Source organism: Bradyrhizobium sp. 14AA (assembly GCF_054185205.1).
The window spans coordinates 131,144-156,726 of the sequence record NZ_JAVAYM010000004.1 but is presented as its reverse complement, the minus strand read 5'-3'; the positions used below and the strand labels follow the sequence as shown (position 1 = coordinate 156,726).

Genomic DNA, 25,583 nt, shown 5'->3' with positions numbered 1-25,583 from the left:
ACCTTCTCCCACAAGGGGAGAAGGAAGAAAGAACACCTTCACCCGATCTCACCGACCGCGGCAAGAATGCGCGCGATGTCCTGCGGGCGGGAGAGGCGGTGATCGCCGTCCTGGATCATGGTCAGCACGACATCGTCGGCCGGCAGCCGATGCGTCAGCGCGAAGGCGTGCTGCCACGGCACGTCGGGGTCCTGCGCGCCTTGCAGGATGCGGACGGGGCAGCCGAGATCGATGGCGCTGCCGAGCACGAGGTGATTGCGCCCCTCCTCGATCAGGTTCCGCGTGATCGGATAGGGCGAGCCGTCGCCATAGTCAGACGGCTGCAGCCAGAAGCCCTTGGTCTCGATCTCTTTCTTCACCGCGGGCGAAAAATTCTTCCACATCAGTTCTTCAGTGAAGTCCGGCGCCGGCGCGATCAGCACCAGGCCTGCCAGCGAGGCCTTGCTGGATCGCTTCCTGATTTCGCGCGCGAGCAGCAGCGCCATCCAACCACCCATGGACGAGCCGATCAGGACTTGGGGGCCGTCGCAGAACCGCTCGAACACCGCGACGCTGTCCTCGAGCCAGCTGCCGATGGTTCCATCGGCGAAATCGCCGCCGGATTCGCCGTGGCCGGAATAATCGAACCGGACCACGGCGCGGCCGTGCTCGTGGCCCCAGGCATCCAGCGCCACGGCCTTTCCGCCCTGCATGTCCGACTTGAAGCCGCCGAGCCAGACCAGCCCGGGCCCCTGGCCGCGCCGGCTGCGCACCGCGATCCTGCGCGCGGACGGGCCCTCGCCCACAGCGATGAAGTCGAGTACGGCGTCGGGAATTGCATTGGTCATGGAACGTTTTACTCTGGCTGCGCGGTTTGAGCTGTTCGGTCGTGTTCCGCAGCGCCGGAGGCCGGCATTGGCCCTTTGGGACGCTTGCGGAACGGAAGCAAGGTGTCTATGTCGGTCAGCGTGCCCAGGCGTGGCCGAAATGCCTCGCATTTGAGGGTTTTTCGATTACGGTCCGAGCGAATTGCTTGCCGGCAAACGCATCTTCCTTCAAAATAGCCGCTTCTTTCACAACTTTGGAGAACAACCCATTCGCCGTCCCAATAAAGCCCCGCCCGTTGCCAGCAAAGACGGGCCGCGCATCAATGATGATATCCGCAATGCGCAGATCCAGCTGATCGATCAGGCCGGTGACAACAAAGGCACGGTCGAGACCGTTGCGGCCATCCGCATGGCCCAGGAAGCCGGCATGGATCTGGTCGAGATCTCGCCGAACGTCAGCCCTCCCGTCTGCAAGATCATGGACTACGGGAAGTATAAGTATTCGGCCCAGAAAAAAGCCGCTGAAGCCCGCAAGCGGCAGAAGATCGTCGAGATCAAGGAGATCAAGCTCCGCCCGATGATCGACGACCACGATTACGACGTGAAGATGCGCGCGATGCAGCGATTCTTCGAAGAGGGCGACAAGGTCAAGATCACGCTGCGCTATCGCGGCCGCGAAATGGCGCACCAGGAGATCGGCACCAAGCTTCTGGACAAGATCAAGACTGACGTCGCCGAGCTCGCCAAGGTCGAGCAGGACGCCAGGTTTGAAGGCCGTCAGGTCGTCATGGTGCTGGCGCCGCGCTGACGCGCAGCTCTTTAGGACCGAGAATTCAACGGCCCGTCCGGATCTCCGGCGGGCCGTTTGTGTATCAGCTCCGTGTCGCCTGCCAGGTGCCGCTGCATTGGTCGCCGGAGATGATGCCTCTCCACGAGCCGGCACCGTTCACGCCGGCGAGCCGGCCGCCGCCGCTGGCATGGGACGCACCGACCGAAACCTGGACCGCCACGGCGCCGCCGCGATGGACGGTGCCCGAGACCCTGCCGCCACCGGCGGACGACACACGGCTGCCGGTCACGGTGAAGGGAACACTGTAACCGGAGCTGCAATTGCCCCGCGTGGTGGCGAAGGTGACGTTCCAGATACCATCATAGCCGCCGACGCGGGCATCGGCGGTCGAGGGCAGCGCGACCGTGGCGAGCACGGCGAGCAGCGCCAGACGGCGCGGGCGGGCGAAAGCAGTCACAGCGGAACACGATTGGGAAAAATGGGCCATTTTGGTCCTGCTCCAGGCGACAGGCTTGGACATGAGGGTCGTAATTCCGAATAGTCGCCGGGCGGCTTTCGCCGGTTCATCGTTGCCAATTGGCTTGTCCTCTGTCATAAGCCCAGCCTTCATCGCCCGGCTGATTAAGGGCTGCCGTGGCGGTGTTTCGTGCGGGTTTCGCGCTTGTTCGCAAAACCTGAGCACAATCAACGCTCTAACGAGCATTTTTGACGGCCAGCCGCCTTCGCGGGCGGATCTCTATGGCCATTAGGAGAGCCAAATGCCCAAGCTGAAGACCAAATCGGGCGCTAAAAAGCGCTTCAAGGTGACTGCCACCGGCAAAGTGATGCACGCCCAGCGCGGCAAGCGTCACGGCATGATCAAGCGGACAAAGAAGCAGATCCGTCAGCTCCGCGGCACCCGCGTGCTGTTCAAGACCGACGGCGACAACGTCAAGAAGTACTTCTTGCCGAACGCCTGATCGCGTCCACGATCATTGCCGACCGTGCCGCGCATCCCGCGGCAATCCGATAACCGAAGTCATCTCTGAAGGATTTTGTCATGTCTCGCGTCAAACGCGGTGTGACCGCCCACGCCAAGCACAAGAAAGTCTACAAGGCCGCCAAGGGTTTCTACGGCCGCCGCAAGAACACCATCCGCGCCGCCAAGCCGGCCGTGGAGAAGGCCCAGCAGTACGCGTTCCGTGATCGCAAGCGCAAGAAGCGGACCTTCCGCGCGCTGTGGATCCAGCGCATCAACGCTGCCGTCCGTCCGTTCGGCCTGACCTACAGCCGATTTATCGACGGCATGGCCAAGTCCGGGATCACCGTGGACCGCAAGGTGCTGTCGGATCTCGCGATCAGCGAGCCCGCGGCGTTCCAGGCGATCGCCGAGAAGGCCAAAGCCGCCCTCGCGGCGTAAGACAGCCAGGGCCGCGCTGGCGGCCTGAGGCTCGGCGTTAACGGCCGGCTTTGCCGGCCTTCAACGCACGTTGCGAGTAGCGCTGGGCGACCTCCGCCCGGCAAAAAGCTGCGAACGACAGATACATGGTGCCGGACTTGTTCCGGTACTTGCCGTCGCATACGCGCATCTCGCGTTTGTAGGCCTGCTGCTGCGCCGTTTTGAGGCCGGGCATGAAGTCCGCCTCGCACTTCTTCTCGACGGCGGCCCCGAGCTGGACATCGCCGCTCGCGGTCAATTGGCAATCCTGAAACACCTTCATCGCGCTTTCGCAGCTCTTCTGCTTGTTGATGGTGTCGACGACCTCGTCCAGCGTCATGGACGTCTCCATGCAGACCATGGCGCGCGCAGGCGTCACGGCGACCGATAGAACGACGCCCAGGACGGCAAGAAGGACGGCCAGACCGCATTTCGAAAGCATCGCAAAAGTCTCCTCGTATCCCCCGTTGGTGCCGGGCCCCCGCGCGAGGTTCAACCCAGCCGTTCCAGGCCCGAAATGACCGGCTTTTCGCTTGACGTTACGCCCTTCGGGCGGCGACAACCCAGCCGAATTTGGAGCCAAGGATTTGACTGTGTCCGACCTCGCAACGCTCGAAACATCCATCCTCGACCAGATCGCCGCCGCCGGCGATGAAGCCGCGCTCGAAGCCGTGCGCGTCGCCGCCCTCGGCAAGAAGGGCTCGATCTCGGCGTTGCTCGCAACGCTCGGCAAGATGTCGCCGGACGAACGCAAGACGCAAGGCGCCGCGATCAACCAGGCCAAGGACAAGGTCACCGAGGCGCTCGCAGCCCGGCGCGACGTCTTGAAGTCGGCGGCGCTCGACGCGCGGCTTGCATCCGAGACCATCGACGTCACCCTGCCGCTGCGCGATGCGCCGGCTGAGGCCGGCCGCATCCATCCGCTGAGCCAGGTCTGGGACGAGCTGACCACGATCTTCGCCGACATGGGATTCTCGGTCGCCGAAGGTCCCGACATCGAGACCGACGACTACAACTTCACCAAGCTGAATTTTCCGGAAGGCCATCCCGCGCGCGAGATGCACGACACGTTCTTCTTCCATCCGAAGGAGGACGGCTCGCGCATGCTGCTGCGAACCCACACCTCGCCGGTGCAGGTGCGCACGATGCTGACCCAGAAGCCGCCGATCCGCGTGATCTGCCCGGGCCGCACCTACCGCATCGATTCGGACGCGACCCACACGCCGCAATTCCACCAGGTCGAAGGCCTCGTGATCGACAAGCACTCGCACCTCGGCCACCTCAAATGGATCCTGCACGAGTTCTGCAAGGCGTTCTTCGAGGTCGACCACATCAACATGCGCTTCCGTCCCTCGTTCTTCCCCTTCACCGAGCCGTCGCTGGAAGTCGACATCCAGTGCCGCCGCGACAAGGGCGAGATCCGCTTCGGCGAGGGCGAGGACTGGCTCGAGATTCTCGGCTGCGGCATGGTGCACCCGAACGTGCTGCGCGCCTGCGGCATCGATCCCGACGAGTACCAGGGCTTTGCCTGGGGAATGGGCATCGACCGCATCGCCATGCTGAAATACGGCATCGCCGATCTCCGCCAGCTGTTCGACAGCGACGTCCGCTGGCTGTCCCACTACGGCTTCAAGCCACTCGAAGTGCCAACGCTTGCCGGAGGGCTGAGCTCGTGAGCGCTTGCCGGGATACGATTGCTCCAACCCCACGGACGGTCGGTCTCGAGCCGGCGAAGACTCTCTCCGTTCCCTCCCCCCTTGTGGGGGAGGGTCAGGGAGGGGGGTAGCCGCGGATGCCGCACGCAGTTGTGAGCGAACGTCAGCGCAGCCGGGCCAAGCAGCTTCGGCGAGCGATGACGCGTGCCGAAACCCTGCTGTGGCGCTATCTGAAGGCTAACCGTATGGATGGTGTCGGCATCCGTCGCCAAACACCGATCGGAAACTATATCGCCGATTTTGTGTGCTTCTCGTCGAAGCTCATCATCGAGCTCGATGGAGAGTCCCACGATTTCGAGGAATGTCAGAAGAAGGATGAGCGTCGCGACGCTTTCTTCGCAGCCGAGGGCTTTCAGGTTCTGCGCTTCACCAACGATCAGGTGATGTCGAATCTCGAGGGGGTTGTTGAGACGATCCGCCAGGTCGTTTCCGTCGGAGCCCGCGGCTCACCCCCCTCCCTGACCCTCCCCCACAAGGGGGGAGGGAACATTGATACCGCCCAAGACCACCCCGTAATCACCGACAAGAGCCGAGGCACACAGCCATGAAATTCACCCTCTCCTGGCTGAAGGATCATCTCGAGACCGACGAGCCGCTCGACAAGCTCGCCGAGAAGCTCACCATGATCGGGCTCGAGGTCGAGAACATCGAGGACAAGGCGAAGGCGCTGAAGCCCTTCACCATCGCGAAGGTGATTTCGGCCGAGCAGCATCCGAATGCGGATCGCCTGCGTGTCTGCATGGTCGACACCGGCGACGGTGGCGCACCGGTGCAGGTGGTGTGCGGCGCGCCGAACGCACGCACAGGGCTCGTCAGCGTGTTCTCGCCGCCCGGCACCTACATTCCCGGCAAGGACATCACGCTCGGCGTCGGCACCATCCGCGGCGTCGAGAGCCGCGGCATGCTGTGCTCGGCGGCCGAGCTGCAGATCTCCAACGACCATGACGGCATCATGGAATTGCCCGCGGATGCGCCGATCGGTGCGGCTTACGCCGCATGGGCCGGCCTCGGCGATCCCGTGGTCGAGATCAATTTGACGCCGAACCGGCAGGACTGCACCGGCGTGCACGGCATCGCGCGCGATCTCGCCGCCGCCGACATGGGCAAGTTCAAGGACCCGACCATCAAGCCGATCAAGGGCGAATTCCCCTGCCCCGTGAAGGTCACGGTCGAGGACGCGACGTTGTGCCCGGGCTTCGCGCTGCGCCTCGTTCGCGGCGTCAAGAACGGCCCATCGCCGGAATGGCTGCAGAAGCGGCTGACCGCGATCGGACTGCGCCCGATCAACGCGCTGGTCGACATCACCAACTTCATGACCTACGACCGCGCGCGGCCCCTGCACGTGTTCGACGCGAAGAAGGTGAAGGGCAATCTCGTCGTGCGCCGCGCGCGCGACGGCGAGACGCTGCTCGCGCTCGACGGCCGCACCTACAATCTCGATCCCGCGATCTGCGTGATCGCGGACGAGCACGGCGTCGAATCGCTCGCCGGCATCATGGGCGGCGAAGCCTCGGGCTGCGATGAGAACACCACCGACGTGCTGATCGAATCGGCGCTGTGGAACGAGATCAACATCGCCCAGACCGGCCGCAAGCTCGGCATCAATTCCGACGCGCGCTACCGCTTCGAGCGCGGCGTCGATCCGGCCTTCATGGTGCCCGGGCTCGAGCTCGCGACCAAGCTGGTGATGGAAATGTGCGGCGGCGCGCCGTCCGAGACCGTTGTGGTCGGCAAGGCGTTTGGCGACGACCGCGTGGTCGATTTCCCGATCACCGAGGTCAAGCGCCTGTCCGGCATCGAGGTGCCGCAAGTCGAGATGAAGCGCATCCTGACCCATCTCGGCTTCATGATGGCGGGCCCCGGCCCCGTGGTGAAGGTCGCGGTGCCGTCGTGGCGCTCCGACGTGCACGGCAAGGCCGACATCGTCGAGGAGATCGTGCGCATCTTCGGCGTCGACAAGGTGCCGATGACGCCGTTCGAGCGCGGCGAGGACGCACGCAAGCCGGTGCTGACGCCGCTGCAGCTGCGCACGCGCCGCGCCCGGCGCGCGCTGGCAGGCCGCGGCATCATCGAGGCGGTGACCTGGTCGTTCATCACCAAGAGCGCGGCTGAACTGTTCGGCGGCGGCCAGCGCGAGCTCGAAGTGGCGAACCCGATCGCGTCTGATCTCTCCGACATGCGCCCGACCCTCCTTGCGGGTTTGATCGCGGCGGCACAGGCCAATGCCAATCGCGGCGTCAGCGATGTCGCGCTGTTCGAGGTCGGCCAGATCTTCAAAGGCGATCGTCCGCAGGATCAGTTCATGGCGGCGAGCGGCGTGCGCCGCGGCTTTGCTTCGTCAGAAGGTCTGGGACGGCACTGGTCCGGCTCGGCGCAAGCCGATGTGTTCGACGCCAAGGCCGATGCGCTGGCGGTGCTGGCTGCGGCCGGTGCGCCGATGCAGGCACTTCAGATCGTCGCCGGCGGACCGGCCTGGCTGCATCCGGGCCGCTCCGGCACGATCCAGATCGGGCCGCAGAACGTGCTCGGCACTTTCGGCGAGGTGCATCCGCGCGCGCTCGAGGCGCTCGGCGCCGACGGCCCGCTGATGGTGTTCGAGGTGATCATCGACCGCATCCCCGAAGCGAAGAAGAAGCCGACCCGCGCCAAGCCGGTCATCGAGCTGTCGGCCTTCCAGCCGGTGTCCCGCGACTTCGCCTTCATCGTCGATCGTGCCGTGAAAGCCGGCGACATCGTGCGTGCGGCGCAGGGCGTCGACAAGAAGCTGATCACCGGCGTGAACGTGTTCGACGTCTACGAGGGCAAGGGCATCGACGACGACAAGAAGTCGATCGCGATCGCCGTGACGATCCAGCCGCGGGAGAAGACCTTGACCGATCAGGAGATCGAGGCCGTCGCCGCGAAGGTCGTGGCGGAGGTCACGAAGAAGACCGGCGGTACCTTGAGAGCATGATGCCGAAAAGTGTGAAGCGGTTTTCGGACAACATCATGCTCCAGAAATAAAGCATGAGTCTCACTGACTTTCTTCCAAAGGACGTCAGCCTCACCATTGCGATGGCGCTCTGCGCCGTCGCCTTCGTCTCCGGCACCGCGCGCGGCTTCTCCGGCTTCGGCTCAGCGCTGATCTTCATGCCGCTGGCGAGCAGCATCGCGGCGCCACGGCTCGTCGCGGCGCTGCTGCTCGTGATCGATTTCGTCGCGGCTGCGCCGCTGCTGCCGGATGCGTGGCGGAAGGCCGATCGCAAGGCCACGGCCGTGATCGTGCTCGGCGCGCTGATCGGCGTGCCCCTCGGCACCTATTTCCTCAGCGTGCTCGAACCCGTCACCACGCGCTGGATCATCTCCTGCTTCGTCGCCGCATTGTTGCTTCTGCTGCTGTCGGGCTGGCGCTATCGCGGCAAGGACCATGCCTGGCTTTCGGTCGGCATCGGCGGCCTCTCGGGCTTCTGCAGCGGTCTGGCGCAAACCGGCGGTCCGCCGATCGTCGGCTATTGGCTCGGCCGTCCCATCGAGCCCATCGTCGCACGCGCCAACATCCTGCTGTTCTTCGGCGCGTCGGATTTCTTTTCGATGGTCAGCTACGCGACGACAGGCCTGATCAGCCGCGAGTCGCTGGTGCTGTCGCTGATCGTCGGCCCGGTCTACGCGATCGGCGTCGCGTTTGGCGCGTCACTGTTCGGCCGCGCGAGTGAGAGGGTGTTTCGCGCGATTTGCTATGCGCTGATTGCGATAGCGGTGATTGCGGGATTGCCGCTGCTGGATGGGGTGTTGCGGTAATTCCCTCCGCAGTCGTCCTGGCGAAAGCCAGGACCCATTACCCCGGTCAAGCGATTGTAGCGCGAGCTGGTAACCACGAATCTTCGCCAAACCATGCCCTGTGGTTATGGGTCCTGGATCTGCGCTCCGCTTCGCTGCGCTTGTCCAGGACGACGACGAAATTCAATTGCCCTACTGCCGCGGCGCCCGCCGCTTCTTCGTCGATTGCGTCGGCACATCGGCCCGCTCGTCCTTGAGCGCGCCGATCTTGCGCAACGCCGCATCCGCAGCGCGCTCGCCGCTTTCCCAGGCACCGTCCACCGTGCCCCACAGCGTCTCGTGCGTGGCTTCGCCGGCAAGGAACATGTTGCCGATCGGCTCGGTCAGGATTCTTCGCGAGAGCTGACCGCCGGGCGAGGCTGCCGACATCGCGCCCATCACGAAAGGCGAGGCGTTCCAGCGCGTCGCGCTCGCCTTCTGCACCACGGCCGCCACCTCGCTGCCGAACAGCTTGGCGATCCATTCCCTGGCGAAGGCCGTCATGGCCTTCTCGCCCTGCTCGGAGAGATCGCGTCCGAACGCGCCGCCGACGTCGATCGAGCACAGCGAGGAGCCGCCGATATTGGCGAACATCAGCGCCGTGCGGGTCGAGTTGCTCTGCTCGATGAGGATGTCGTCACGCGACAGGCCGAGCGGATTTCCCGGCAATTGCAGCACGATGTGATCGTAGCTGCCGAGGGTGAGCTTCGAGGCTGCATCGAGCGTGCGCTTGGGAATATCGGGCCCGAACTTGATCGTACCCGACGTCAGCACATTGGTCGACACCGTGATGATGGCAGCGCGCGCAGCGATCTTGCCGGCTTGGGTCTCCACGCTGACGTCGCGGTTACTCCAGACGATCCGGCTCGCCGGTGTCGACAACGCGACCGGCGTCGGCTCACCGAGCCTGGTGATCAGCGTGCCCAGACCCTGGCGGCAGGCGATCGCCGCGTTGCGGTCCTGCGCGCGGGCCTTGTCGATCGCCGACAGCTCCTTCAAATCCTTGCCGGCAAAGCTCGCGCCGAGCATGAACTCGGCCGCGCCCGCCCAGTCGCCGAGGTCCTTCGGCAGCACGGACGCGCAGGAGGTGTCGAGCTTGCCGCGCGCGGCCTCGTCGATGGCGCGGTTGGCGCGCACCAGGGCCGCCAGAAACTCCTCGGTCTCGCCCGCGCGTGCGTTGCGGCGGCCGATGCGCATCTTCTGGCCTGACGGCGCCGGCAGCACGTCGAGCCCGGCGCTGCGCGCCAGCCGGATCATCGGATTGGTGTCGGGATTGTGCATCCAGCGCGCGCCGCGATCGAACGGCGTGTCGAAGGTCGTCGCATCCGTGATGCATCGGCCGCCGATCTGGGCCGCCGCTTCCACCACCACGACCTTGCGGTTGGCCGCCATGATGCGCCGCGCTGCAGCGATGCCGGCCGCACCCGCGCCGATCACGACGATGTCAGCCTCGCGCGGCAGGGCTGCGGCGCGCGCGCGCAGGACCGGCATCGCGGCAAGGGCCGCCGACGCCGAAAGGAAGCCGCGGCGCGTGATTGTCATGTCATGGTTTCCGGAGACTTGCGGCAAACGGGAACAGCCCGCGAACCTTGCCGCATCTGATGTTGCGCGGCAACCATCATGGTGAATCAATCGTGCTTGATCTCACGGAGTGATGAACCGAATTGCAAGACGTTTCGACCATGATAGAGAAGGGAAAAAAGGCGGCCGGAAAAGGCCGTGGGGGAGTTCGACATGGGGACGGTCCTTGATTCAGTCGGCAAGCTGATTGCCGCGTACCTCTCGAAGGAGGTGCCGGGCTATGAGCCGTTCACGCCGAGCGACCCGGAGCACCTGCGCGGCGTCGTCGAGCCCGGCGACGTGCTGCTGGTCGAGGGCAACAACCGCATCTCGGGCATCATCAAATATCTGACGCAGTCGACCTGGTCGCATGCCGCGCTCTATGTCGGCCCGGTCGAGGGTGCCGTCGAGCCCAATGGCGAGCCGCATGTGCTGATCGAGGCCAATATCGGCGAAGGCGTCACATCGGCGCCCCTATCGAAATACTTCCCCTATCACACCCGCGTCTGCCGCCCGGTCGGGCTGTCCTATGAGGACCGCACCACGGTCTGCCGCTATGCGATCAACCGCATCGGCTTCGGCTACGACACCAAGAACATCCTCGACCTCATGCGCTTCCTGTTCCCGCTGCCGATACCGCAACGCTGGCGGCGGCGCATGATCTCGATCGGGTCGGGTGACCCGACCAAGATCATCTGCTCGGCGCTGATCGCGCAGGCTTTCGACGCGGTGCGCTATCCGATCCTGCCGAAGATCACCAAGGCCGGCAGCCGTGCCGCCCGCCGCGAGATTCTGCACATCCGCGATTCCTCGCTGTATATGCCGCGGGATTTCGACATCTCGCCCTATTTCGAGGTGGTCAAGCCCACCATCGTCAATGGATTCGACTACACAGCCCTGCACTGGGCCGACAAGCAAAAGCCGCTCGAGGAGGTAGCGGGCACATTCAGTGTGTTTCCAGAAACGCTCAGTGCGCCGCCGCTCGTTCCTGAAGCGATTGACGAAGAAGCGCCGGTTGAGATTCCGGCTGAGGAAGTGACCGCGCAGCCGGCGGGGACCGCCGCCGCTTTCTCCGAGCATTTCGTGCTGCTGAGCGAGCTCGCGATCTATCGCGCGCGAGCACGGGAGATGACGGCTTAGCTCACCTGCCCCCAAACGTCGTCCTGGCGAAAGCCAGGACCCATTACCCCAACGAGCAATTTTGCGAAGACCCGGCGTTCGGCACGACCATCGAACGCCATCGATAGATTCCGCGGTATGGGTCCTGGCTTTCGCCAGGACGACGTCGCTACCGCTCCGCTCGCCCGATCACCGCCATCAGCTCGGCGATCTTCTCGCGCTGGTCGGCTTTGTCGCCGCTCGCGATCGCGTGCTCGACGCAATGGGCGACGTGGTCTTTCAGGACCTCCTCCTCGACCCGGCGCAGCGCGGCGCGCACCGCCGAGATCTGCGTCACGATGTCGATGCAGTAGCGGTCTTCCTCTACCATTTTCGACAGGCCGCGAACCTGGCCCTCGATCCGGCCGAGACGTTTTCCGACAGATGTCTTGATGTCCTTGCGCATGCGCTCTATATACCCCTACCGGGTATAGGTTGCAAGACCGAGTGCGAAGGCCGGAGCATGGCAATGAACGAACACGAGCATCATCACGACGCCGACGGACACTCCGGATGCGGTTGTTCCGCAAAGGCTGCCCCGGCAACGGCCAAGCCGGCGGAGTCCTCCTGCTGCGGCGGACACGGCGATCACGCCGGCCATGCTCATCACCACACGCATGGCCACGCCGACATGGCCGCCAAGGTCCTCGATCCCGTCTGCGGCATGACGGTCGATCCCGCGACCTCGAAGCAACGTTTCGACCATCACGGCGAGACTTTCCATTTCTGCTCGGCGGGCTGCCGCACCAAATTCGCCGCCGATCCCGCCAAATACCTCGCCAAGGAAAAGGCGCCCGAGCCGGAGATGCCGGCGGGTACGATCTACACCTGCCCGATGCATCCGGAGATCCGCCAGGTCGGACCCGGAAGCTGTCCGATCTGCGGCATGGCGCTGGAGCCTGAGGTCGCGAGCCTGGAGACCGGCCCCAATCCGGAGCTCGCCGACATGACGCGGCGATTCTGGATCGGCGGCGTGCTGGCGCTGCCGCCGGTGGTGCTGGAGATGGGCGGCCATCTCGCGGGCCCGCACAACTGGATCGACGCGACGCTGTCGAACTGGATCCAGCTTGTCTTCGCGACCCCCGTGGTGCTGTGGGCCGGCTGGCCGTTCTTCGTCCGCGGCTGGCAATCGCTGCTGACGCGCAACCTCAACATGTTCACGCTGATCGCGATGGGCACGGGCGTTGCCTATGTCTACAGCGTCCTCGGCACCGTCACACCGCAGATCTTCCCCGCCAATTTCCGCGGCCATGAAGGCGCGGTCGCCGTCTATTTCGAGGCCGCCGCCGTCATCACCGTGCTGGTGCTGCTCGGCCAGGTGCTGGAGCTGCGCGCCCGCGATGCGACCTCGGGCGCGATCAAGGCGCTGCTGCAGCTTGCTCCGAAGACCGCGCGCCGCGTCGATTCCGATGGCGGCGAGCATGAGGTCGAGATCGATACGCTGCACGCCGGCGACCGCCTGCGCGTGCGTCCCGGCGAGAAGGTGCCGGTCGACGGCACCATCCTCGAGGGCCGTTCCTCGCTCGACGAGTCGCTGGTGACGGGCGAATCCATGCCGGTCACCAAGGAGACGGGCGCCAAGGTCATCGCCGGGACGCTCAATCAGTCGGGCAGCTTCATCATGCGCGCTGACAAGGTCGGGCGCGAGACGCTGCTGTCGCAGATCGTGCAGATGGTCGCGGACGCGCAGCGCTCGCGCGCGCCGATCCAGCGGCTGGCCGACCAAGTCGCCGGCTGGTTCGTGCCGGCCGTGATCGCCGTTGCCATCGCCGCCTTTGCCGCCTGGGCCTGGTTCGGGCCGGAGCCGCGGCTCGCCTTTGGCCTCGTTGCCGCGGTCAGCGTGTTGATCATCGCCTGCCCCTGTGCGCTGGGCCTCGCGACCCCGATGTCGATCATGGTCGGCGTCGGCCGCGGCGCGCAGGCAGGCGTGCTGATCAAGAACGCCGAGGCGCTGGAGCGGATGGAGAAGATCGACACGCTGGTCGTCGACAAGACCGGCACGCTGACCGAGGGCAAGCCCAAGGTGGTCACGATCGTGCCGGCTGCCGGTTTTGCGGAAGATGACATCCTGCGCATTGCCGCCAGCGTCGAGCGTGCCAGCGAGCATCCCCTGGCCGACGCGATCGTACGTGCGGCCAAGGAGAAGCAGCTCGCGCTCGGTCAGGTCGAGCAGTTCGATTCGCCGACCGGCAAGGGCGCGACCGGCACGGTTGACGGAAAGGCCGTCGTGCTCGGTAACGCGAAATACCTGTCGTCGATCGGCATCGACACCAAGGCGCTCGACGCTGAGGCCGAACGCCTGCGCAGCGATGGCGCGACCGTGATCAACATGGCCGTCGACGGCCGGCTGGCCGGCCTGTTCGCGATCGCCGATCCGGTCAAGGCCTCGACCCCGGAGGCGCTGAAGGCGCTCGCGGCCGAAGGCATCAAGGTGATCATGCTGACCGGCGACAATCGCACCACGGCGGAAGCGGTGGCGCGCCGGCTCGGCATCGCCGAGGTCGAGGCCGAGGTGCTGCCGGACCAGAAGAGCGCGGTGGTCACAAAACTGCAAAAGGCCGGCCGCAGCGTCGCGATGGCCGGCGACGGCGTCAACGACGCGCCGGCGCTGGCCGCGGCCGAAGTCGGCATCGCCATGGGCACCGGCACTGACGTCGCGATGGAGAGCGCGGGCGTGACTCTGCTCAAGGGCGATCTCGTCGGCATCGTCCGCGCGCGAAAACTGTCGCAGGCGACCATGAGCAACATCCGGCAAAACCTGTTCTTCGCCTTCATCTACAACGCCGCCGGCATTCCGATCGCGGCCGGCATCCTCTATCCGACCTTCGGCGTGCTGCTCTCGCCGATCATTGCCGCGGCGGCGATGGCGCTGTCATCGGTGAGCGTGGTCGGTAATGCGCTGCGGCTGCGGGCCACGCGGCTGTGAGGGTCGCCAAATCCGTGTAAAACAGGTCCATTCGGCGATACGCGCGGAGAGGACCTGATGCAGCGGATAACGATCACGATCGAGGACGACCTCCTGGCGGAGATCGACGCGGCGGCGCAAGCGCGCGGCTACCAGAATCGTTCCGAGATCATCCGCGACCTCGCGCGTGCCGGACTGCAGCAGACGAGCGAGGACACAGCAGGGACCGGCCAATGCGTGGCCGGCCTCGTCTATGTCTACGACCACGCCGCGCGCGATCTCTCAAAGCGGCTGGTGCAGGAATTTCACGGCCATCACGACCTCGCGCTGGCAACGCTGCATGTCCATCTCGATGAGGACAATTGCATGGAGATGACAGCCCTGCGCGGCAGCGCCTCCGAGGTCCGGCATTTTGCCGACCACATCATCGCCGAACGCGGCGTGCGCTATGGGCGCGTGGTGATGATTCCGACGGGGGACGGGAAGCCGGCGAAGTTAAGGAAGCATGGGCACCGGCACGAGTAGCTCCTGGGTCCCGGCTCAGCAGCGCGTCATTTCATGCCGCGCTGCGTCCGGGACAGGAGAGCTGAACCTTCCCACAAGGGGAGAAGGGAAGAGGAACTCACGCCGTCAGCAGATCCTGCAACGCCGCGCCGTTGGGGACGCCGAGGCCGGAGCAGGCGTCCCAGCCGGGGCCGGCCTTGTACATGCCGTGCAGGTCGCCGGTGATATCATTATTGCCTTGCGTGATGTCGCGGAACACGCCCTGCGCGTGCGTGGCGTAGATCAGCGGGTTGATGAAGCCGACGGTCTTGCCGAACTTCTTCGTCGTGGCCTCGTTGATGCGGGCGATCAACCCGGCCATCAGCGGCGCCACCGCACTGGTGCCGCCGATCGTGGTGCCGACGCCGTTGAGGAATATCTGGTAGCCGGTCGCGGGATCGGCGTCACCGGCAACGTCGGGCACGCCACGGCCGTGCTGGTGCGCCGGCGATTTCGGCACGTGGGCGTGAGCCTGATATTTCGGCTGCGCGAACATGACGCTGACGCCGCCGCCACCGGCGCCGCCTTGCAAGCCGCCGTTCCAGACCACCTCGTTGATGTGCCCGTTCGGCGCCTGCAGATTGGTGCCGCCGCAGGCGAGCGCAAAGGGACTGGAGGCCGGGAAGTCGGCGTGCGGTTTGCCGTCCCAATCCTCGCCCATGTCGGCCGAGCCGTTATCGCCGGAGGCGACACAGACGGTAACCCCCATCGCGGCGGCGTCGCGGATCGCCTCGTTCAGGCCGTCGACGAATTGCTGCGAGCCTTCCTGATCTTCCGGACCGCCCCAGCTGATCGAGATCACCGAGGGCTTTCGCGCGGTGTCGTGGACCGCGGCCTTCACGGCGTCGATGAAGCCGTTGGTGGTGTTGGGCGCGAAATAGACCACGAGCTTGGCGCCCGGCGCGATGGCGCCGGCGACCTCGATGTCGAGCACGACCTCGCCGTCGGCGTCGGAATGACCGGGCTTGTTGGCACCGCCGTCGACGCTCGCGGGCGCGATCTGCGGCATCGGGATGCCGGCCTTCTTGAAGAAAGTGCGCAAGTCCGACGTCTTGTAGCCGGCGCCGGTCGGATGGCCCTTCTGGTCGATATCGTTGAGCTCGATGATGGCGATGCACTGGCCGGCACCGGTCTCGCCGCCGGGGAAATTGTAGAGCTCGGCGATCCGTTCGACCGAGAAGCTGCCGGCCCGCGCCGCGCGCGCCGTCACACCCTTCTTCGCGGTCTTGCGCCGGAAGTGCGGCTGCGCCACCGGCCGGTTGTCGAGACCGTGCACGCCGACGACGATGTCGGCCAGATCGGCCGGAATCTGCACGCTGCCCTTGCGCATGCGATAGGTCGCGCCCTCGTGCCTGACCTTGTTGAGCTTGACGCCGAAGGCCGCACTGAGCGCCTTCACCGTGCCGGTCAGCTTCACCGTGCGCGACGCCAGATGCACGCTCTTGACGTTGAGATCGTGATGGTGCGCGAAGTCGTCGATCCTGGCGACGTCGGCGGGGTCGGCGCCCCTCTGCTCGGCGAACTCGGCACGCGTGAGATACTGCCGCTCGCGCGGCGGCTGCGCGCCGAGCGCCATCATGGACTCGTCGTCGGCCGCCTGCGCACGCCGGGCGCGCAGCCGAACGCTGATCTCGATTTCCTGCTTGGGATCGGCCGCGCCGACGAGCTTGGCTCCCTTCGGCAATTTCCGCGCGCTGTTCAACAGCGCGACACGCTTGGTCGAGCTTGCCATGACTTCCTCCGTTTGTGATTGGAAGGCAGATTGTCGCACCTCAACTATAGGTGTAATCTGACATGTGATTTGGTTCAGAGCGCACGCAAATTATTTTCAGAAAAACCCTTATTTGGCAGGAGAAATGAACCGCAGCCGGGATTGGCGCGAAACCGGTCAATAGACCCGACCCATCCGCCACCATAAAACGCGATTTAAAATTGTAACGGTCGGCGAAACCGGCCGACCGGCGGAAGCCGCTTGTCAAAATCAAACTGGCGGCGCCTTGAAGCCGCCACCGTCAACAGGCCAGCATCCCTTGCCGAAGCGGCTCGGGGTGTCTACCTCTCGCGCATGGTTTCGTGAGAGGGTGCCCCATGCTGGATGCCGCCGTGAAGGCGCTGTCGCAAATGATATCGCCGCCGATGCGCTCGATCCTGTGGCGGTCGGTCGGGCTTGCGCTCGTGCTGATTGTCGTGCTGGCGATCGGCTTGCAGCGGCTGCTGAGCTGGTTTGCGACCTATGGCGAGGTCTGGCTGGAGGGCCTGCTCGGCCCGGGCTGGCACTCCTCGCTCGAGGTCTTGTCCTGGATCGTCTCGATCGCCGCCGGCCTCGGCGTCGTGTTCGGCGGCGTGTTCCTGATGCCCGCGATCACCTCGCTGGTGGCGAGCCTGTTCGTCGACGACGTCGCCGACATCGTCGAGCGCGAGCACTATCCCGCCGAGCGGCCCGGCGTCGCGCTGCCCTTCAACCATGCGATCTTCGAGGGCATCAAGACCGCGCTGCTGACGATCCTGGTTTATCTGGTTGCGCTGCCGCTGGTGTTGTTTGCCGGCGCCGGCTTCCTGATCTTCTTCATCGCCGCCGCCTGGCTGCTCGGCCGTGAATATTTCGAGCTTGCCGCGATGCGCTTCCGCCCGCCGGAAGAGGCCAAGGCAATGCGGCGCGACAATGCCGCCACCATCTTCACCGCCGGCCTGTTCATCGCGGCCTTCGTCTCGATCCCGATCGTCAATCTGGCAACGCCGATCTTCGGCATGGCCTTCATGGTCCACATGCACAAGCGGCTATCAGGCCCGCGGCCGGAACTGATCGAGCCGGCGCGGCAGATGCGGTGATTCCTACGTTATCGCCCCGCATTTGCGCAGCAGCATCTTGGCGAAGCCGAACGGCGCCGGCGTGAACGGGCCGGGCGGGGCGCGGGTGATCAGCGCGACGCAGCCGAGCGCGGCCATCGCGATCCAGAAGCAGAGCCAGAAGCCGTCGATATAGGCGAGCACGTTGGCTTCGCGCTGCACGAAGCCGGCGAGCGTGCCCACCGCGCGCGCCTGCGCGGTGCCGGCACCATGGGCCGCAAAATGGTCGGCGAGCTGCTTCAGCATGCGGACCACGTCGACATCGCCGACGGTGAGGTTCTGGCCGAGATAGAAGGAATGGACCTGCTCGCGCACGCGCAGCCACGTCCCCATCAGCGCCACGCCGATCTCGGCGCCGCCGAGCCGCATGATCTGGATATAGGCGGCAAAGGAGGTGGCGCGGCTCGGATCGGAGTTCGACAGCAACGTGATGATCAGCGGCAGCAGTGTCAGCGACTGCCCGATCGCCTGGAGCAGCACGATGCCGATGAAATCCTCGCGCGCCCAGTCATGGGTGAGCTGGGTTCCCCAGAGATTGGCCGCGGCAAAGCAGGCAAATCCCACCACCAGCACCGTCCGCGTATCGAAATGCCGCAGCAGCCAGATCGAGAGCGGCACCAGCACGAACATCGGCAAGGCGCCATAGGTGAACATCAGGAGGCCGCTCTGCTCGGGCCTGAGCAGGCCGATGGTGGCGAGGAAGTTCGGCACCAGCGACGCGTTGGACAGGCTGGTCAGCGTGTAGAGCAGGATCAGGACCAGCCCCAATCCGATATTGCGCGAGAACAGCACATTGACATGCGCCCAGGGCTGCCGCACCAGCGACTCGTTGACGAGGAAGGCTGCGAACAGCACCGCGCCGGCGGCGAGCAGCGCCATCACCGTTCCCGATCCCAGCCAGTCCAGCCGGTTGCCCTGGTCGAGGCCGGCATAGATCATCGAGACCCCTGCGCCGAGCAGCAGCATGCCGCCCCAATCGGCCTCGCGCAGCAGCGCGCGGTTCACCGGCTCGTTCGGCGTGCCCAAATAGACCATCAGGCCCATCAGCGGCGCGATCACCACGCCCTGCCAATACAGCCATTGCCAGCCGAGATGGTCGACATAGAAGCCGACCAGCGAGCTCGAGGTGTCCAGCGCAAAGCCGACGCGGATCGAATAGATCGAGATCGCCGGCAGCCACCAGCGGATCGGCAGATTGCGGAACACGATCATCAGCGTCGCCGGCACGAAGGTGCCGAGCAGCAGACCGTGCACGACGCTGAGCGCGAGCAAGGTCGGATAGTCATTCACGAAGGGAATGGTCAGCGACACCGCGGCATAGACGAGGCTTGGAATACCGAGCACGCGGCGCAGGCCGAACACGGTGGCGAGCCAGGCCACCGCGGGCGCGATCAGGATCTGCGAACCGATGCCGGCGGTGGAGAGCCACGCGCCCTCGTCGAACGAGAGCGAGAACGCGCCCCGCAGGTCGGGCAGGCCGACCGTGGTCAGCCGGCTGTCGAAATTGGCGAGGAACGAACCGAGCAGCACCGCCGCCACGGCAAACAAGGGCTGAGACGCGACGCCACCACGCGAGACCGGTCCGCGATCGCCGCCGTCACTTTCCGCCATTGCCGGCCCTGGTGTCGATGCTGGTAATGACCGACATGCCCGGCACCAACCGCGCCGTGAGCTGCTGGTTGTCGTCGAGCTGGATCCGCACGGGAATGCGCTGCACCACCTTGGTGAAATTGCCGGTGGCGTTATCAGGCGGCAGCAGCGCGACCTGCGCACCCGTCGCCGGCGCGATGCGCTCGACCCGGCCGCGCAGCCTTTCGCGCGGAAAACCGTCGACGGTGATCTCGACCGGCTGGCCCGGCGCGACATGCGTGAGCTGGGTCTCCTTGTAGTTCGCGATGACGTAGACTTTCGGCAGCGGCACCACATTGATGAGATTGGTGCCGATGTTGACGTAGTCGCCGGGCTGCACCTGGCGCTCGCCGACGACGCCATCGAACGGCGCCAATATTTTGGTGTAGCCGAGCTTGAGCTTCGCGCTCGCCAGCGTCGCCTTGCTGGCGTCGAGATCGGCCGCGCGCTGCTTCCTGGTGCCTTGCAGGACTTCGAGCTGGTGCTGCTGGGCTGCGATCACGGCGCGGCTCGCGCGCACATCGGCCTGGGCCTTGGCGTAAGCGGCCACCGCCTGCTCGAACCGCTGCCGCGTGCCGGATTCGGTCTGCGACAGCGACTGCTGGCGCTCCTGCTCCTGTTTCGCCTCGACCTCCATCGCTTCCGCGGACAGCCGCGCGGCCTGCGCCTGCGCGATCGTCGCATATTGCAGCTCGACCTGGTTCGCGAGGTTGTCGAGCGCGGCTTGCGCGGCGGCGACTGCGGCTTCGGCCTGCGCGACCTGCGCCTCGTAATCGGCGGGATCGATCTGGATCAGGAGATCGCCGGCCTTGACGCGCTGGAAGTCGGTGACGGCGACAGTCAGCACTTCGCCGGAGACGCGGCTCGCAAGCCGCGTCAGCTCGGAGCGCACATAGGCATCGTTGGTGGTCTGGATCACGGCATTGCCGACCCATTCGTCGAAGCGCAGCGTCGCCAGCGCGACGAAGCCGAGCGCGACGATCACGGCGAAGAGCGGGATCGCGAACCGGCTCCACAGCGAACTCGCCGGCCGCTGCGTCGGCTTGGGTGGTGGGGCGGGTGCTACGACAGGTGATGGCGCCGAGACTTGTTCCTGCTGACTCACGACATGCCCCCAAAGACGACTTCGCCAGAACGCAAGTCTCGCCGCAACCTCAGACCGTCTTCTCCGGCCAGCGGCAGAGATCGTTGATCAGGCACACCTCGCAGCGCGGCTTGCGCGCGAGGCAAGTATAGCGGCCGTGCAGGATCAGCCAATGATGGGCATGCAGCATGAACTCGGCCGGGATCACCTTTTCGAGACCAAGCTCGACGTCGAGCGGCGTCTTGCCGGGCGCGAGCCCGGTGCGGTTGCCGAGGCGGAACACATGGGTGTCGACCGCCATGGTGTGCTCGCCGAAGGCCATGTTGAGCACAACGTTGGCGGTCTTGCGCCCGGCGCCCGGCAATGACTCGATCTCGGCTCGCGTGCGCGGCACCTCGCCGCCGAAATCGCTGAGCATTTTTGCCGACAGCGCGATCACGTTCCTGGCCTTGGTGCGGTAGAGGCCGATGGTCTTGATGTACTCGCGCAAACGCTCCTCGCCGAGATCGAGCATCTTCTGCGGGGTGTCGGCAACCTCGAACAGGGCGCGCGTCGCCTTGTTGACGCCTGCGTCGGTCGCCTGCGCCGACAGCACCACGGCAACCAGCAGCGTGAACGGATTGACGTGCTCGAGCTCGCCCTTCGGTTCCGGATTGGCCTTGCGGAAACGACTGAAGACCTCGCGGACCTCCACGGGCGTCCAGGGTTTCATGGCTTTAAGTGATTTCTTGGCCGGAGCCTTCGGCTTCGCGACGGCGGCCTTTGCCTTCTTCTTCGGCACGGACGCTTTGCGCGGGGCCGGCTTGCGGGTGATTTTCGCCATGATCGGGATATACTGAGGGACGATGAGCACAGGCAACGAAATTGAGCGCGAGCGCGAGGTGCAAATCTTCTCCGCGCTGTTGACGCCGCACCGCTCGCTGAACCGCACCGGCTTCCTCGCCGTGATGCTGTTCCTGAGCGTCGTCAGCTTCGTGACCGGCCTCGCCTTCCTGATGATGGGCGCCTGGCCGGTGTTCGGCTTCTTCGGCCTCGACGTGCTGGTGATCTGGTGGGCCTTCAAGGTCAATTTCCGCGCAGCGCGGGCCAGCGAGGAGATCGTGGTCACGCCCTCGGAACTGCGCGTACGGCGCGTCAGCCATCGCGGCCAGGTCTCGGAATGGATCTTCAATCCGCTGTGGGTCCGGCTCGACCAGGAGATCGACGAGGAATACGGCCTCGAGCACCTCTATCTGATCTCGCGCGGCCATCGGCTTATCATCGCCGGCTTTCTGGGGCCGGAAGAAAAATCAAGCTTTTACAATGCCTTGGTTGGCGCACTGAATGCCGCCCGGCGTGGTCCGACCTACAATCCGGTGACCTGAAAACAGTCAGAAATCGGGTGGTTTCGAACCGTCCGCGCTCCTACATTTTCAGTCATGATGACACTCGCCATACATGACCAGCGCCTGGCCAGGCCGGGCTCCCAGAACGCCGCGTTGCGCGACTATGATTCGGTGCGCCGGGCGATCGCTTTCATCTCGGAGAACTGGCGCGCGCAGCCGACCATCGAGGCGATGGCGGATGCCGCCGGTGTCACGCCGGATGAGCTGCATCATTTGTTCCGCCGCTGGGCCTCGATCACGCCGAAGGCCTTCATGCAGGCGCTGACGCTCGATCACGCCAAGGGTCTGTTGCGGGACTCCGCGAGCATCCTCGACGCCGCGCTCGACTCAGGGCTCTCGGGTCCCGGCCGGTTGCACGATCTCTTCGTTACCCATGAAGCGATGTCGCCGGGCGAATGGAAGAATGGCGGCGCGGGCCTCATCCTGCGCTACGGCTTCCACCCCTCGCCGTTCGGCACGGCCATCGTGATCGCCACCGACCGTGGCCTCTCGGGCCTCGCCTTCGCCGATCCCGGTGAAGAGAAGGTCGCGCTCGCCGACATGACGCGACGCTGGCCGAAGGCGACTTACGTCGAAGATCACGAAGGCACCGCGCGGCTGGCCGCGCGCATCTTCGATACGAAGCTCTGGCGGCCCGACCAGCCGCTGCGCGTGGTGATGATCGGCACCGATTTCGAGGTGCGGGTGTGGGAGACGCTGCTGAAGATCCCGATGGGCCGCGCGGTGTCCTATTCCGACATCGCCTGCAACATCAACAACCCGAAGGCCTCGCGCGCCGTCGGCGCCGCCGTCGGCAAGAACCCGGTCTCCTTCGTCGTGCCCTGCCACCGCGCACTCGGCAAGAGCGGCACGCTCACCGGCTATCACTGGGGCATCACCCGCAAGCAGGCGATGCTGGGCTGGGAAGCCGGGCAGCTGGGGATGCAGTAGGCAATACGCGACCTGCTTCCACATGGTCGTCCTGGCGAAAGCCAGGACCCATTACCCCAAAAGGGAATTGTGTCAGCAGGTGCCCACCACCAATCTTCGCAAAACAGCGGACGGTGGGTATGGGTCCTGGCTTTCGCCAGGACGACACCGAGTAGGAGGCACGGCCTCGCCGCACCTCACGCAATCCAGCTCAGCCCGCCAGATCCAGCTTCGACGCCACCGTCGAATCCGCGTTGAGCCGGTAGATGATCGGCACGCCCGTCGCCAGCTCGCGCTTCAGAATGCCTTCGGGCGAGAGCTTTTCGAGCACCATGATCAGCGCGCGCAGCGAATTGCCGTGGGCGGCGACCAGGGTGCGCTTGCCGTTCAGCACGCCGGGCAGGATCTCCTGAACGTAGTACGGCAGTGCCCGCGCCAGCGTGTCCTTCAGGCTTTCGCCGCCGGGCGGCGGCACGTCGTAGGAGCGGCGCCAGATCAGCACCTGGTCCTCGCCCCATTTCTTGCGCGCGTCGTCCTTGTTGAGGCCGGAGAGATCGCCATAGTCGCGCTCGTTCAGCGCGAGGTTCTTCTCCGTCGGCAGGCCCTTCTGGTCGAGCTCGCCGAGGATGAGATCGAGCGTGTGCTGCGCGCGCGTCAGCACCGAGGTGTAGGCGACGTCGAACACGAGGCCCTGCGCCTTCAGCTTGCGGCCGGCTTCCCTGGCTTCGCTGACGCCGAGCTCGGTGAGGTCAGGGTCCTTCCACCCGGTGAACAGATTCTTCAGATTCCATTCGCTCTGGCCGTGGCGCACGAGCACGAGAAGACGTTCGCTCATCAACTGCTTTCCGTGTTGTTTATTGTTTTGAGCATGATCTTGTCGGAAAACCGCTTCACACTTTTCCGGATCATGCTCGTTCAGATGTCGGACAGGCCGAGCACGTCGGCCATGGAGTAATGCCCCGGCGCCTTGCCATGCGCCCACAGCGCCGCCTTGAGCGCACCGTGAGCGAACAGCATGCGGTCCTCGGCCTGATGCGACAGCGTCAGGCGCTCGAACGGGCCGAGGAAGCTGACGCTGTGATCGCCGGCCACGGTGCCGCCGCGCAAGGAGGCGAAGCCGATATTGCCCGGCCTGCGCGCGCCGGTGATGCCGTCGCGGCCACGCTCGCAATGTTCGTCGAGGGTGACGCCGCGGCCGCTGGCTGCGGCTTGGCCCAGCATCAGCGCCGTGCCCGAGGGCGCATCGATCTTCATGCGGTGATGGGTCTCGACGATCTCGATGTCGAAGCTTTCGTCGAGTGCCTTGGCGACGCGCTTGACGACCGCGGCGAGCAGATTGACCCCCAGGCTCATATTGCCTGACTGCACCACGACGGCGCGGTTGGTGACGCTCTTGATCACGGCATTGTCGGAGCCCGACAAACCGGTCGTGCCGACGACATGCACGATGCCGCGCTGTGCCGCGATCGCGACATTGGCGATGGTCGCCGCCGGAACGGTGAAATCGAGGATGCCGTCGGCATCCTTCGACATCGCCCAGAGATCGGCGGAGAGCTTGATGTCGTTGGCCGGCAGGCCTGCGAGCACGCCGGCATCCTTGCCGAGCAGCTCCGAGCCCGGCGCCTCCAGCGCGCCCGCCAGCACCGCGCCTTTGCTCTCGGCAATCGCCCGCACCAGCGCGCGGCCCATCCGGCCGCCGGCTCCTGCAACAATCAAGCGCATGTCGGACATGGTGTGATCCTCTTCGCCGCCGTTGTAGCGGGGGGATGCAGTTCCGGCAACCGAGGCCCAGGAACGGGCGGCATGCTCTCACCCTCCCCTGGAGGGGGAGGGTCGATCGCGCGCAGCGCGAGCGGGGTGGGGTGACAGTCTTTCCGCGACGAACAGTGCCCGAGTGGAGAGATCACCCCACCCCGCTGCGCATTCCGCTTCGCTACATGCTCAGCGACCCTCCCCCTCCAGGGGAGGGTAAGACGAGAGTGTACCTCAGCCGTCCTGCGGCTGCGGGCCGTCATAGCCCTCGATGATGATGAGGTCGGCGATCGAGTGCGGCTGGCGCACCTTGATGTTGGCCTGGTATTCCGGCGAGTTGTAGCAGGCGATCGCGGTCTGATAGTCCGGGAATTCGATCACGACGTTGCGGGTGCGGCTTGCGCCCTCGACGGTGGTGAACTTGCCGCCGCGGACGGCGAAGCGGCCGCCCCATTTCTTGAAGATCGGACCGTTGGCGACCGCATAGGGCTTGTAGCCCTCGTCGTTGGACACATCGACGCGTCCGATCCAGTAGCCCTTAGCTGCCATTGTTCTTCTCCGTGTGTTGTTGCTTAGCCAAGCGCCTGCGCGATCTCGGCGTGGATGGCCTCTGCGATCGCCTTGGGATCGGCGGCTTCCACCACCGGGCGTCCGACAACGAGATAGTCTGCGCCGGCGCTGATCGCGCGGCCCGGCGTCATGATGCGCTTCTGGTCGCCGCTTGCCGAACCCGCCGGGCGGATGCCGGGCGTGACGAGGCTCATCTGGTGGCCGACGATCTTGCGCAACGCGCCGACCTCCTCCGGCGAGGACACGAGGCCGTCGACGCCGAGCACCTGCGCCTGCTGCGCACGCGCCTCGACCAGCTCGGAGACGCTGAGCCGATAGCCGGCCGCATGCAAATCATCGTCGTTGTAGGAGGTCAGCACCGTGACGGCGAGGATCTTCAGGCTGGCGCTGCCGCGGCCTTCGACGGCGCCCTTCATGGTCTGCGGATAGGCATGCACGGTGACGAAGGTTGCCCCCAGCCTGGCAACGCTCTCCACGCCGCGCGTCACCGTGTTGCCGATGTCGTGCATCTTGAGATCGGCGAAAACCTTCTTGCCCTTGTCGGCGAGCTTGCCGATCAGCGGCAGGCCGCCGGCATAAGCCAGCTGATAGCCGATCTTGTAGAACGTGACGCTGTCGCCGAGCCTCGCGATCATCGCTTCCGCAGCCTCGACGCTCGGCAAATCGAGCGCGACGATCAAGCGGTCTTTCGGGGCGATCTCGGCTGGCGTCATGTCAC

General features: G+C 65.4%; 26 protein-coding genes. 13 read left to right on the top strand and 13 right to left on the bottom strand.

The window, feature by feature from the left end:
* Positions 1-38 precede the first annotated feature (38 nt).
* Positions 39-827 (bottom strand): alpha/beta hydrolase, encoded by a 789-nt coding sequence (locus RAD15_RS10740; protein ID WP_458177071.1) that lies wholly within the window; start codon positions 825-827, stop codon positions 39-41.
* 247 nt (positions 828-1,074) lie between these two features.
* Between RAD15_RS10740 and infC the strand changes: the two genes are divergently transcribed.
* The gene (infC, locus tag RAD15_RS10735; RefSeq protein WP_091962567.1) at positions 1,075-1,614 is read left to right on the top strand and encodes a translation initiation factor IF-3; all 540 of its coding nucleotides are present in this window, start codon (positions 1,075-1,077) and stop codon (positions 1,612-1,614) included.
* A gap of 64 nt (positions 1,615-1,678) precedes the next feature.
* Here the strand turns inward: infC and RAD15_RS10730 are convergent, their stop codons facing one another.
* The gene (locus RAD15_RS10730; protein WP_458177069.1) at positions 1,679-2,083 is read right to left on the bottom strand and encodes a hypothetical protein; all 405 of its coding nucleotides are present in this window, start codon (positions 2,081-2,083) and stop codon (positions 1,679-1,681) included.
* 271 nt (positions 2,084-2,354) lie between these two features.
* Here RAD15_RS10730 and rpmI point away from each other — a divergent pair, with 271 nt between their 5' ends.
* Positions 2,355-2,555, top strand: a complete 201-nt coding sequence (gene rpmI, locus RAD15_RS10725; protein WP_008539890.1) for a 50S ribosomal protein L35 — start codon at positions 2,355-2,357, stop codon at positions 2,553-2,555.
* 80 nt (positions 2,556-2,635) lie between these two features.
* The gene (gene rplT / locus RAD15_RS10720; RefSeq protein ID WP_027561620.1) at positions 2,636-2,995 is read left to right on the top strand and encodes a 50S ribosomal protein L20; all 360 of its coding nucleotides are present in this window, start codon (positions 2,636-2,638) and stop codon (positions 2,993-2,995) included.
* 37 nt (positions 2,996-3,032) lie between these two features.
* Here the strand turns inward: rplT and RAD15_RS10715 are convergent, their stop codons facing one another.
* Positions 3,033-3,455, bottom strand: coding sequence for a hypothetical protein (locus RAD15_RS10715; protein ID WP_458177067.1), 423 nt, complete (start codon positions 3,453-3,455; stop codon positions 3,033-3,035).
* Between the two features lie 151 nt (positions 3,456-3,606).
* Between RAD15_RS10715 and pheS the strand changes: the two genes are divergently transcribed.
* The 4 genes from pheS to RAD15_RS10695 all read left to right on the top strand — a co-directional run bounded on the left by pheS (position 3,607) and on the right by RAD15_RS10695 (position 8,505).
* A complete protein-coding gene (pheS, locus tag RAD15_RS10710; protein ID WP_458177065.1) occupies positions 3,607-4,689 on the top strand; it encodes a phenylalanine--tRNA ligase subunit alpha in 1,083 nt (360 codons plus the stop codon).
* A gap of 116 nt (positions 4,690-4,805) precedes the next feature.
* Positions 4,806-5,276, top strand: a complete 471-nt coding sequence (locus RAD15_RS10705) for an endonuclease domain-containing protein (protein ID WP_458177063.1) — start codon at positions 4,806-4,808, stop codon at positions 5,274-5,276.
* Positions 5,273-7,681, top strand: coding sequence for a phenylalanine--tRNA ligase subunit beta (gene pheT / locus RAD15_RS10700; protein WP_458177061.1), 2,409 nt, complete (start codon positions 5,273-5,275; stop codon positions 7,679-7,681). The genes RAD15_RS10705 and pheT overlap by 4 nt, the downstream gene beginning before the upstream one ends.
* A gap of 53 nt (positions 7,682-7,734) precedes the next feature.
* Complete coding sequence (locus tag RAD15_RS10695; RefSeq protein WP_458177059.1) at positions 7,735-8,505, top strand: sulfite exporter TauE/SafE family protein; 771 nt, start codon at positions 7,735-7,737, stop codon at positions 8,503-8,505.
* 171 nt (positions 8,506-8,676) lie between these two features.
* On the opposite strand, the gene RAD15_RS10690 is transcribed toward RAD15_RS10695, so the two are convergent.
* The gene (locus RAD15_RS10690; protein WP_458177057.1) at positions 8,677-10,065 is read right to left on the bottom strand and encodes a flavin monoamine oxidase family protein; all 1,389 of its coding nucleotides are present in this window, start codon (positions 10,063-10,065) and stop codon (positions 8,677-8,679) included.
* Positions 10,066-10,257: 192 nt separating this feature from the next.
* Here RAD15_RS10690 and RAD15_RS10685 point away from each other — a divergent pair, with 192 nt between their 5' ends.
* Positions 10,258-11,223: a YiiX/YebB-like N1pC/P60 family cysteine hydrolase gene (locus tag RAD15_RS10685; protein ID WP_458177055.1), complete on the top strand. Its 966-nt coding sequence runs from the start codon at positions 10,258-10,260 to the stop codon at positions 11,221-11,223.
* Positions 11,224-11,371: 148 nt separating this feature from the next.
* Here RAD15_RS10685 and RAD15_RS10680 read toward each other — a convergent pair whose 3' ends face one another.
* Positions 11,372-11,647: a metal-sensitive transcriptional regulator gene (locus RAD15_RS10680; RefSeq protein ID WP_014438781.1), complete on the bottom strand. Its 276-nt coding sequence runs from the start codon at positions 11,645-11,647 to the stop codon at positions 11,372-11,374.
* Between the two features lie 63 nt (positions 11,648-11,710).
* Between RAD15_RS10680 and RAD15_RS10675 the strand changes: the two genes are divergently transcribed.
* Complete coding sequence (locus tag RAD15_RS10675) at positions 11,711-14,167, top strand: heavy metal translocating P-type ATPase (RefSeq protein WP_458177053.1); 2,457 nt, start codon at positions 11,711-11,713, stop codon at positions 14,165-14,167.
* 57 nt (positions 14,168-14,224) lie between these two features.
* Positions 14,225-14,671, top strand: a complete 447-nt coding sequence (gene nikR, locus RAD15_RS10670; protein ID WP_458177051.1) for a nickel-responsive transcriptional regulator NikR — start codon at positions 14,225-14,227, stop codon at positions 14,669-14,671.
* Between the two features lie 97 nt (positions 14,672-14,768).
* Here nikR and RAD15_RS10665 read toward each other — a convergent pair whose 3' ends face one another.
* Entirely contained in the window at positions 14,769-16,421 is a 1,653-nt protein-coding gene (locus tag RAD15_RS10665; RefSeq protein WP_458177049.1) for a S53 family peptidase, read from the bottom strand.
* A 356-nt stretch (positions 16,422-16,777) separates the two neighbouring features.
* Between RAD15_RS10665 and RAD15_RS10660 the strand changes: the two genes are divergently transcribed.
* Positions 16,778-17,518, top strand: a complete 741-nt coding sequence (locus RAD15_RS10660) for a sulfate transporter family protein (protein WP_458177047.1) — start codon at positions 16,778-16,780, stop codon at positions 17,516-17,518.
* A gap of 3 nt (positions 17,519-17,521) precedes the next feature.
* Here the strand turns inward: RAD15_RS10660 and RAD15_RS10655 are convergent, their stop codons facing one another.
* Genes RAD15_RS10655 through nth form a run of 3 tightly spaced genes read right to left on the bottom strand, consistent with a single transcriptional unit; the run spans position 17,522 to position 21,072 of the window.
* Positions 17,522-19,147: an MFS transporter gene (locus tag RAD15_RS10655; RefSeq protein WP_458177045.1), complete on the bottom strand. Its 1,626-nt coding sequence runs from the start codon at positions 19,145-19,147 to the stop codon at positions 17,522-17,524.
* Positions 19,134-20,270 (bottom strand): HlyD family secretion protein, encoded by a 1,137-nt coding sequence (locus tag RAD15_RS10650; RefSeq protein WP_458177043.1) that lies wholly within the window; start codon positions 20,268-20,270, stop codon positions 19,134-19,136. The genes RAD15_RS10655 and RAD15_RS10650 overlap by 14 nt, the downstream gene beginning before the upstream one ends.
* A 49-nt stretch (positions 20,271-20,319) precedes the next feature.
* On the bottom strand, positions 20,320-21,072 hold the full coding sequence (gene nth / locus RAD15_RS10645; protein WP_458177041.1) for an endonuclease III: 753 nt from the start codon (positions 21,070-21,072) through the stop codon (positions 20,320-20,322).
* A 22-nt stretch (positions 21,073-21,094) separates the two neighbouring features.
* Here nth and RAD15_RS10640 point away from each other — a divergent pair, with 22 nt between their 5' ends.
* Together RAD15_RS10640 and RAD15_RS10635 are read left to right on the top strand one after the other, a co-directional pair.
* On the top strand, positions 21,095-21,613 hold the full coding sequence (locus RAD15_RS10640) for a DUF2244 domain-containing protein (RefSeq protein WP_458177038.1): 519 nt from the start codon (positions 21,095-21,097) through the stop codon (positions 21,611-21,613).
* A 54-nt stretch (positions 21,614-21,667) separates the two neighbouring features.
* Positions 21,668-22,564, top strand: coding sequence for a methylated-DNA--[protein]-cysteine S-methyltransferase (locus RAD15_RS10635; protein WP_458177036.1), 897 nt, complete (start codon positions 21,668-21,670; stop codon positions 22,562-22,564).
* Positions 22,565-22,754: 190 nt separating this feature from the next.
* On the opposite strand, the gene RAD15_RS10630 is transcribed toward RAD15_RS10635, so the two are convergent.
* The 4 genes from RAD15_RS10630 to pyrF form a co-directional block, all read right to left on the bottom strand.
* Entirely contained in the window at positions 22,755-23,378 is a 624-nt protein-coding gene (locus RAD15_RS10630) for a 2,3-bisphosphoglycerate-dependent phosphoglycerate mutase (protein ID WP_458177034.1), read from the bottom strand.
* An 80-nt stretch (positions 23,379-23,458) separates the two neighbouring features.
* Entirely contained in the window at positions 23,459-24,274 is an 816-nt protein-coding gene (gene dapB, locus RAD15_RS10625) for a 4-hydroxy-tetrahydrodipicolinate reductase (protein WP_458177032.1), read from the bottom strand.
* 255 nt (positions 24,275-24,529) lie between these two features.
* Positions 24,530-24,844: a DUF1330 domain-containing protein gene (locus tag RAD15_RS10620; protein ID WP_458177030.1), complete on the bottom strand. Its 315-nt coding sequence runs from the start codon at positions 24,842-24,844 to the stop codon at positions 24,530-24,532.
* Between the two features lie 23 nt (positions 24,845-24,867).
* A complete protein-coding gene (pyrF, locus tag RAD15_RS10615; RefSeq protein ID WP_458177028.1) occupies positions 24,868-25,578 on the bottom strand; it encodes an orotidine-5'-phosphate decarboxylase in 711 nt (236 codons plus the stop codon).
* Positions 25,579-25,583: the final 5 nt, after the last annotated feature.

Coding starts and splice junctions, on each gene's coding strand:
- RAD15_RS10740 (WP_458177071.1), bottom strand. CDS start 827: ATGACCAATGCAATTCCCGACGCCGTACTCGACTTCATCGCTGTGGGC.
- RAD15_RS10730 (WP_458177069.1), bottom strand. CDS start 2,083: ATGGCCCATTTTTCCCAATCGTGTTCCGCTGTGACTGCTTTCGCCCGC.
- rpmI (WP_008539890.1), top strand. CDS start 2,355: ATGCCCAAGCTGAAGACCAAATCGGGCGCTAAAAAGCGCTTCAAGGTG.
- rplT (WP_027561620.1), top strand. CDS start 2,636: ATGTCTCGCGTCAAACGCGGTGTGACCGCCCACGCCAAGCACAAGAAA.
- RAD15_RS10715 (WP_458177067.1), bottom strand. CDS start 3,455: ATGCTTTCGAAATGCGGTCTGGCCGTCCTTCTTGCCGTCCTGGGCGTC.
- RAD15_RS10705 (WP_458177063.1), top strand. CDS start 4,806: ATGCCGCACGCAGTTGTGAGCGAACGTCAGCGCAGCCGGGCCAAGCAG.
- pheT (WP_458177061.1), top strand. CDS start 5,273: ATGAAATTCACCCTCTCCTGGCTGAAGGATCATCTCGAGACCGACGAG.
- RAD15_RS10695 (WP_458177059.1), top strand. CDS start 7,735: ATGAGTCTCACTGACTTTCTTCCAAAGGACGTCAGCCTCACCATTGCG.
- RAD15_RS10690 (WP_458177057.1), bottom strand. CDS start 10,065: ATGACAATCACGCGCCGCGGCTTCCTTTCGGCGTCGGCGGCCCTTGCC.
- RAD15_RS10685 (WP_458177055.1), top strand. CDS start 10,258: ATGGGGACGGTCCTTGATTCAGTCGGCAAGCTGATTGCCGCGTACCTC.
- RAD15_RS10680 (WP_014438781.1), bottom strand. CDS start 11,647: ATGCGCAAGGACATCAAGACATCTGTCGGAAAACGTCTCGGCCGGATC.
- RAD15_RS10675 (WP_458177053.1), top strand. CDS start 11,711: ATGAACGAACACGAGCATCATCACGACGCCGACGGACACTCCGGATGC.
- nikR (WP_458177051.1), top strand. CDS start 14,225: ATGCAGCGGATAACGATCACGATCGAGGACGACCTCCTGGCGGAGATC.
- RAD15_RS10665 (WP_458177049.1), bottom strand. CDS start 16,421: ATGGCAAGCTCGACCAAGCGTGTCGCGCTGTTGAACAGCGCGCGGAAA.
- RAD15_RS10660 (WP_458177047.1), top strand. CDS start 16,778: ATGCTGGATGCCGCCGTGAAGGCGCTGTCGCAAATGATATCGCCGCCG.
- RAD15_RS10655 (WP_458177045.1), bottom strand. CDS start 19,147: ATGGCGGAAAGTGACGGCGGCGATCGCGGACCGGTCTCGCGTGGTGGC.
- nth (WP_458177041.1), bottom strand. CDS start 21,072: ATGGCGAAAATCACCCGCAAGCCGGCCCCGCGCAAAGCGTCCGTGCCG.
- RAD15_RS10640 (WP_458177038.1), top strand. CDS start 21,095: ATGAGCACAGGCAACGAAATTGAGCGCGAGCGCGAGGTGCAAATCTTC.
- RAD15_RS10635 (WP_458177036.1), top strand. CDS start 21,668: ATGATGACACTCGCCATACATGACCAGCGCCTGGCCAGGCCGGGCTCC.
- RAD15_RS10630 (WP_458177034.1), bottom strand. CDS start 23,378: ATGAGCGAACGTCTTCTCGTGCTCGTGCGCCACGGCCAGAGCGAATGG.
- dapB (WP_458177032.1), bottom strand. CDS start 24,274: ATGTCCGACATGCGCTTGATTGTTGCAGGAGCCGGCGGCCGGATGGGC.
- RAD15_RS10620 (WP_458177030.1), bottom strand. CDS start 24,844: ATGGCAGCTAAGGGCTACTGGATCGGACGCGTCGATGTGTCCAACGAC.
- pyrF (WP_458177028.1), bottom strand. CDS start 25,578: ATGACGCCAGCCGAGATCGCCCCGAAAGACCGCTTGATCGTCGCGCTC.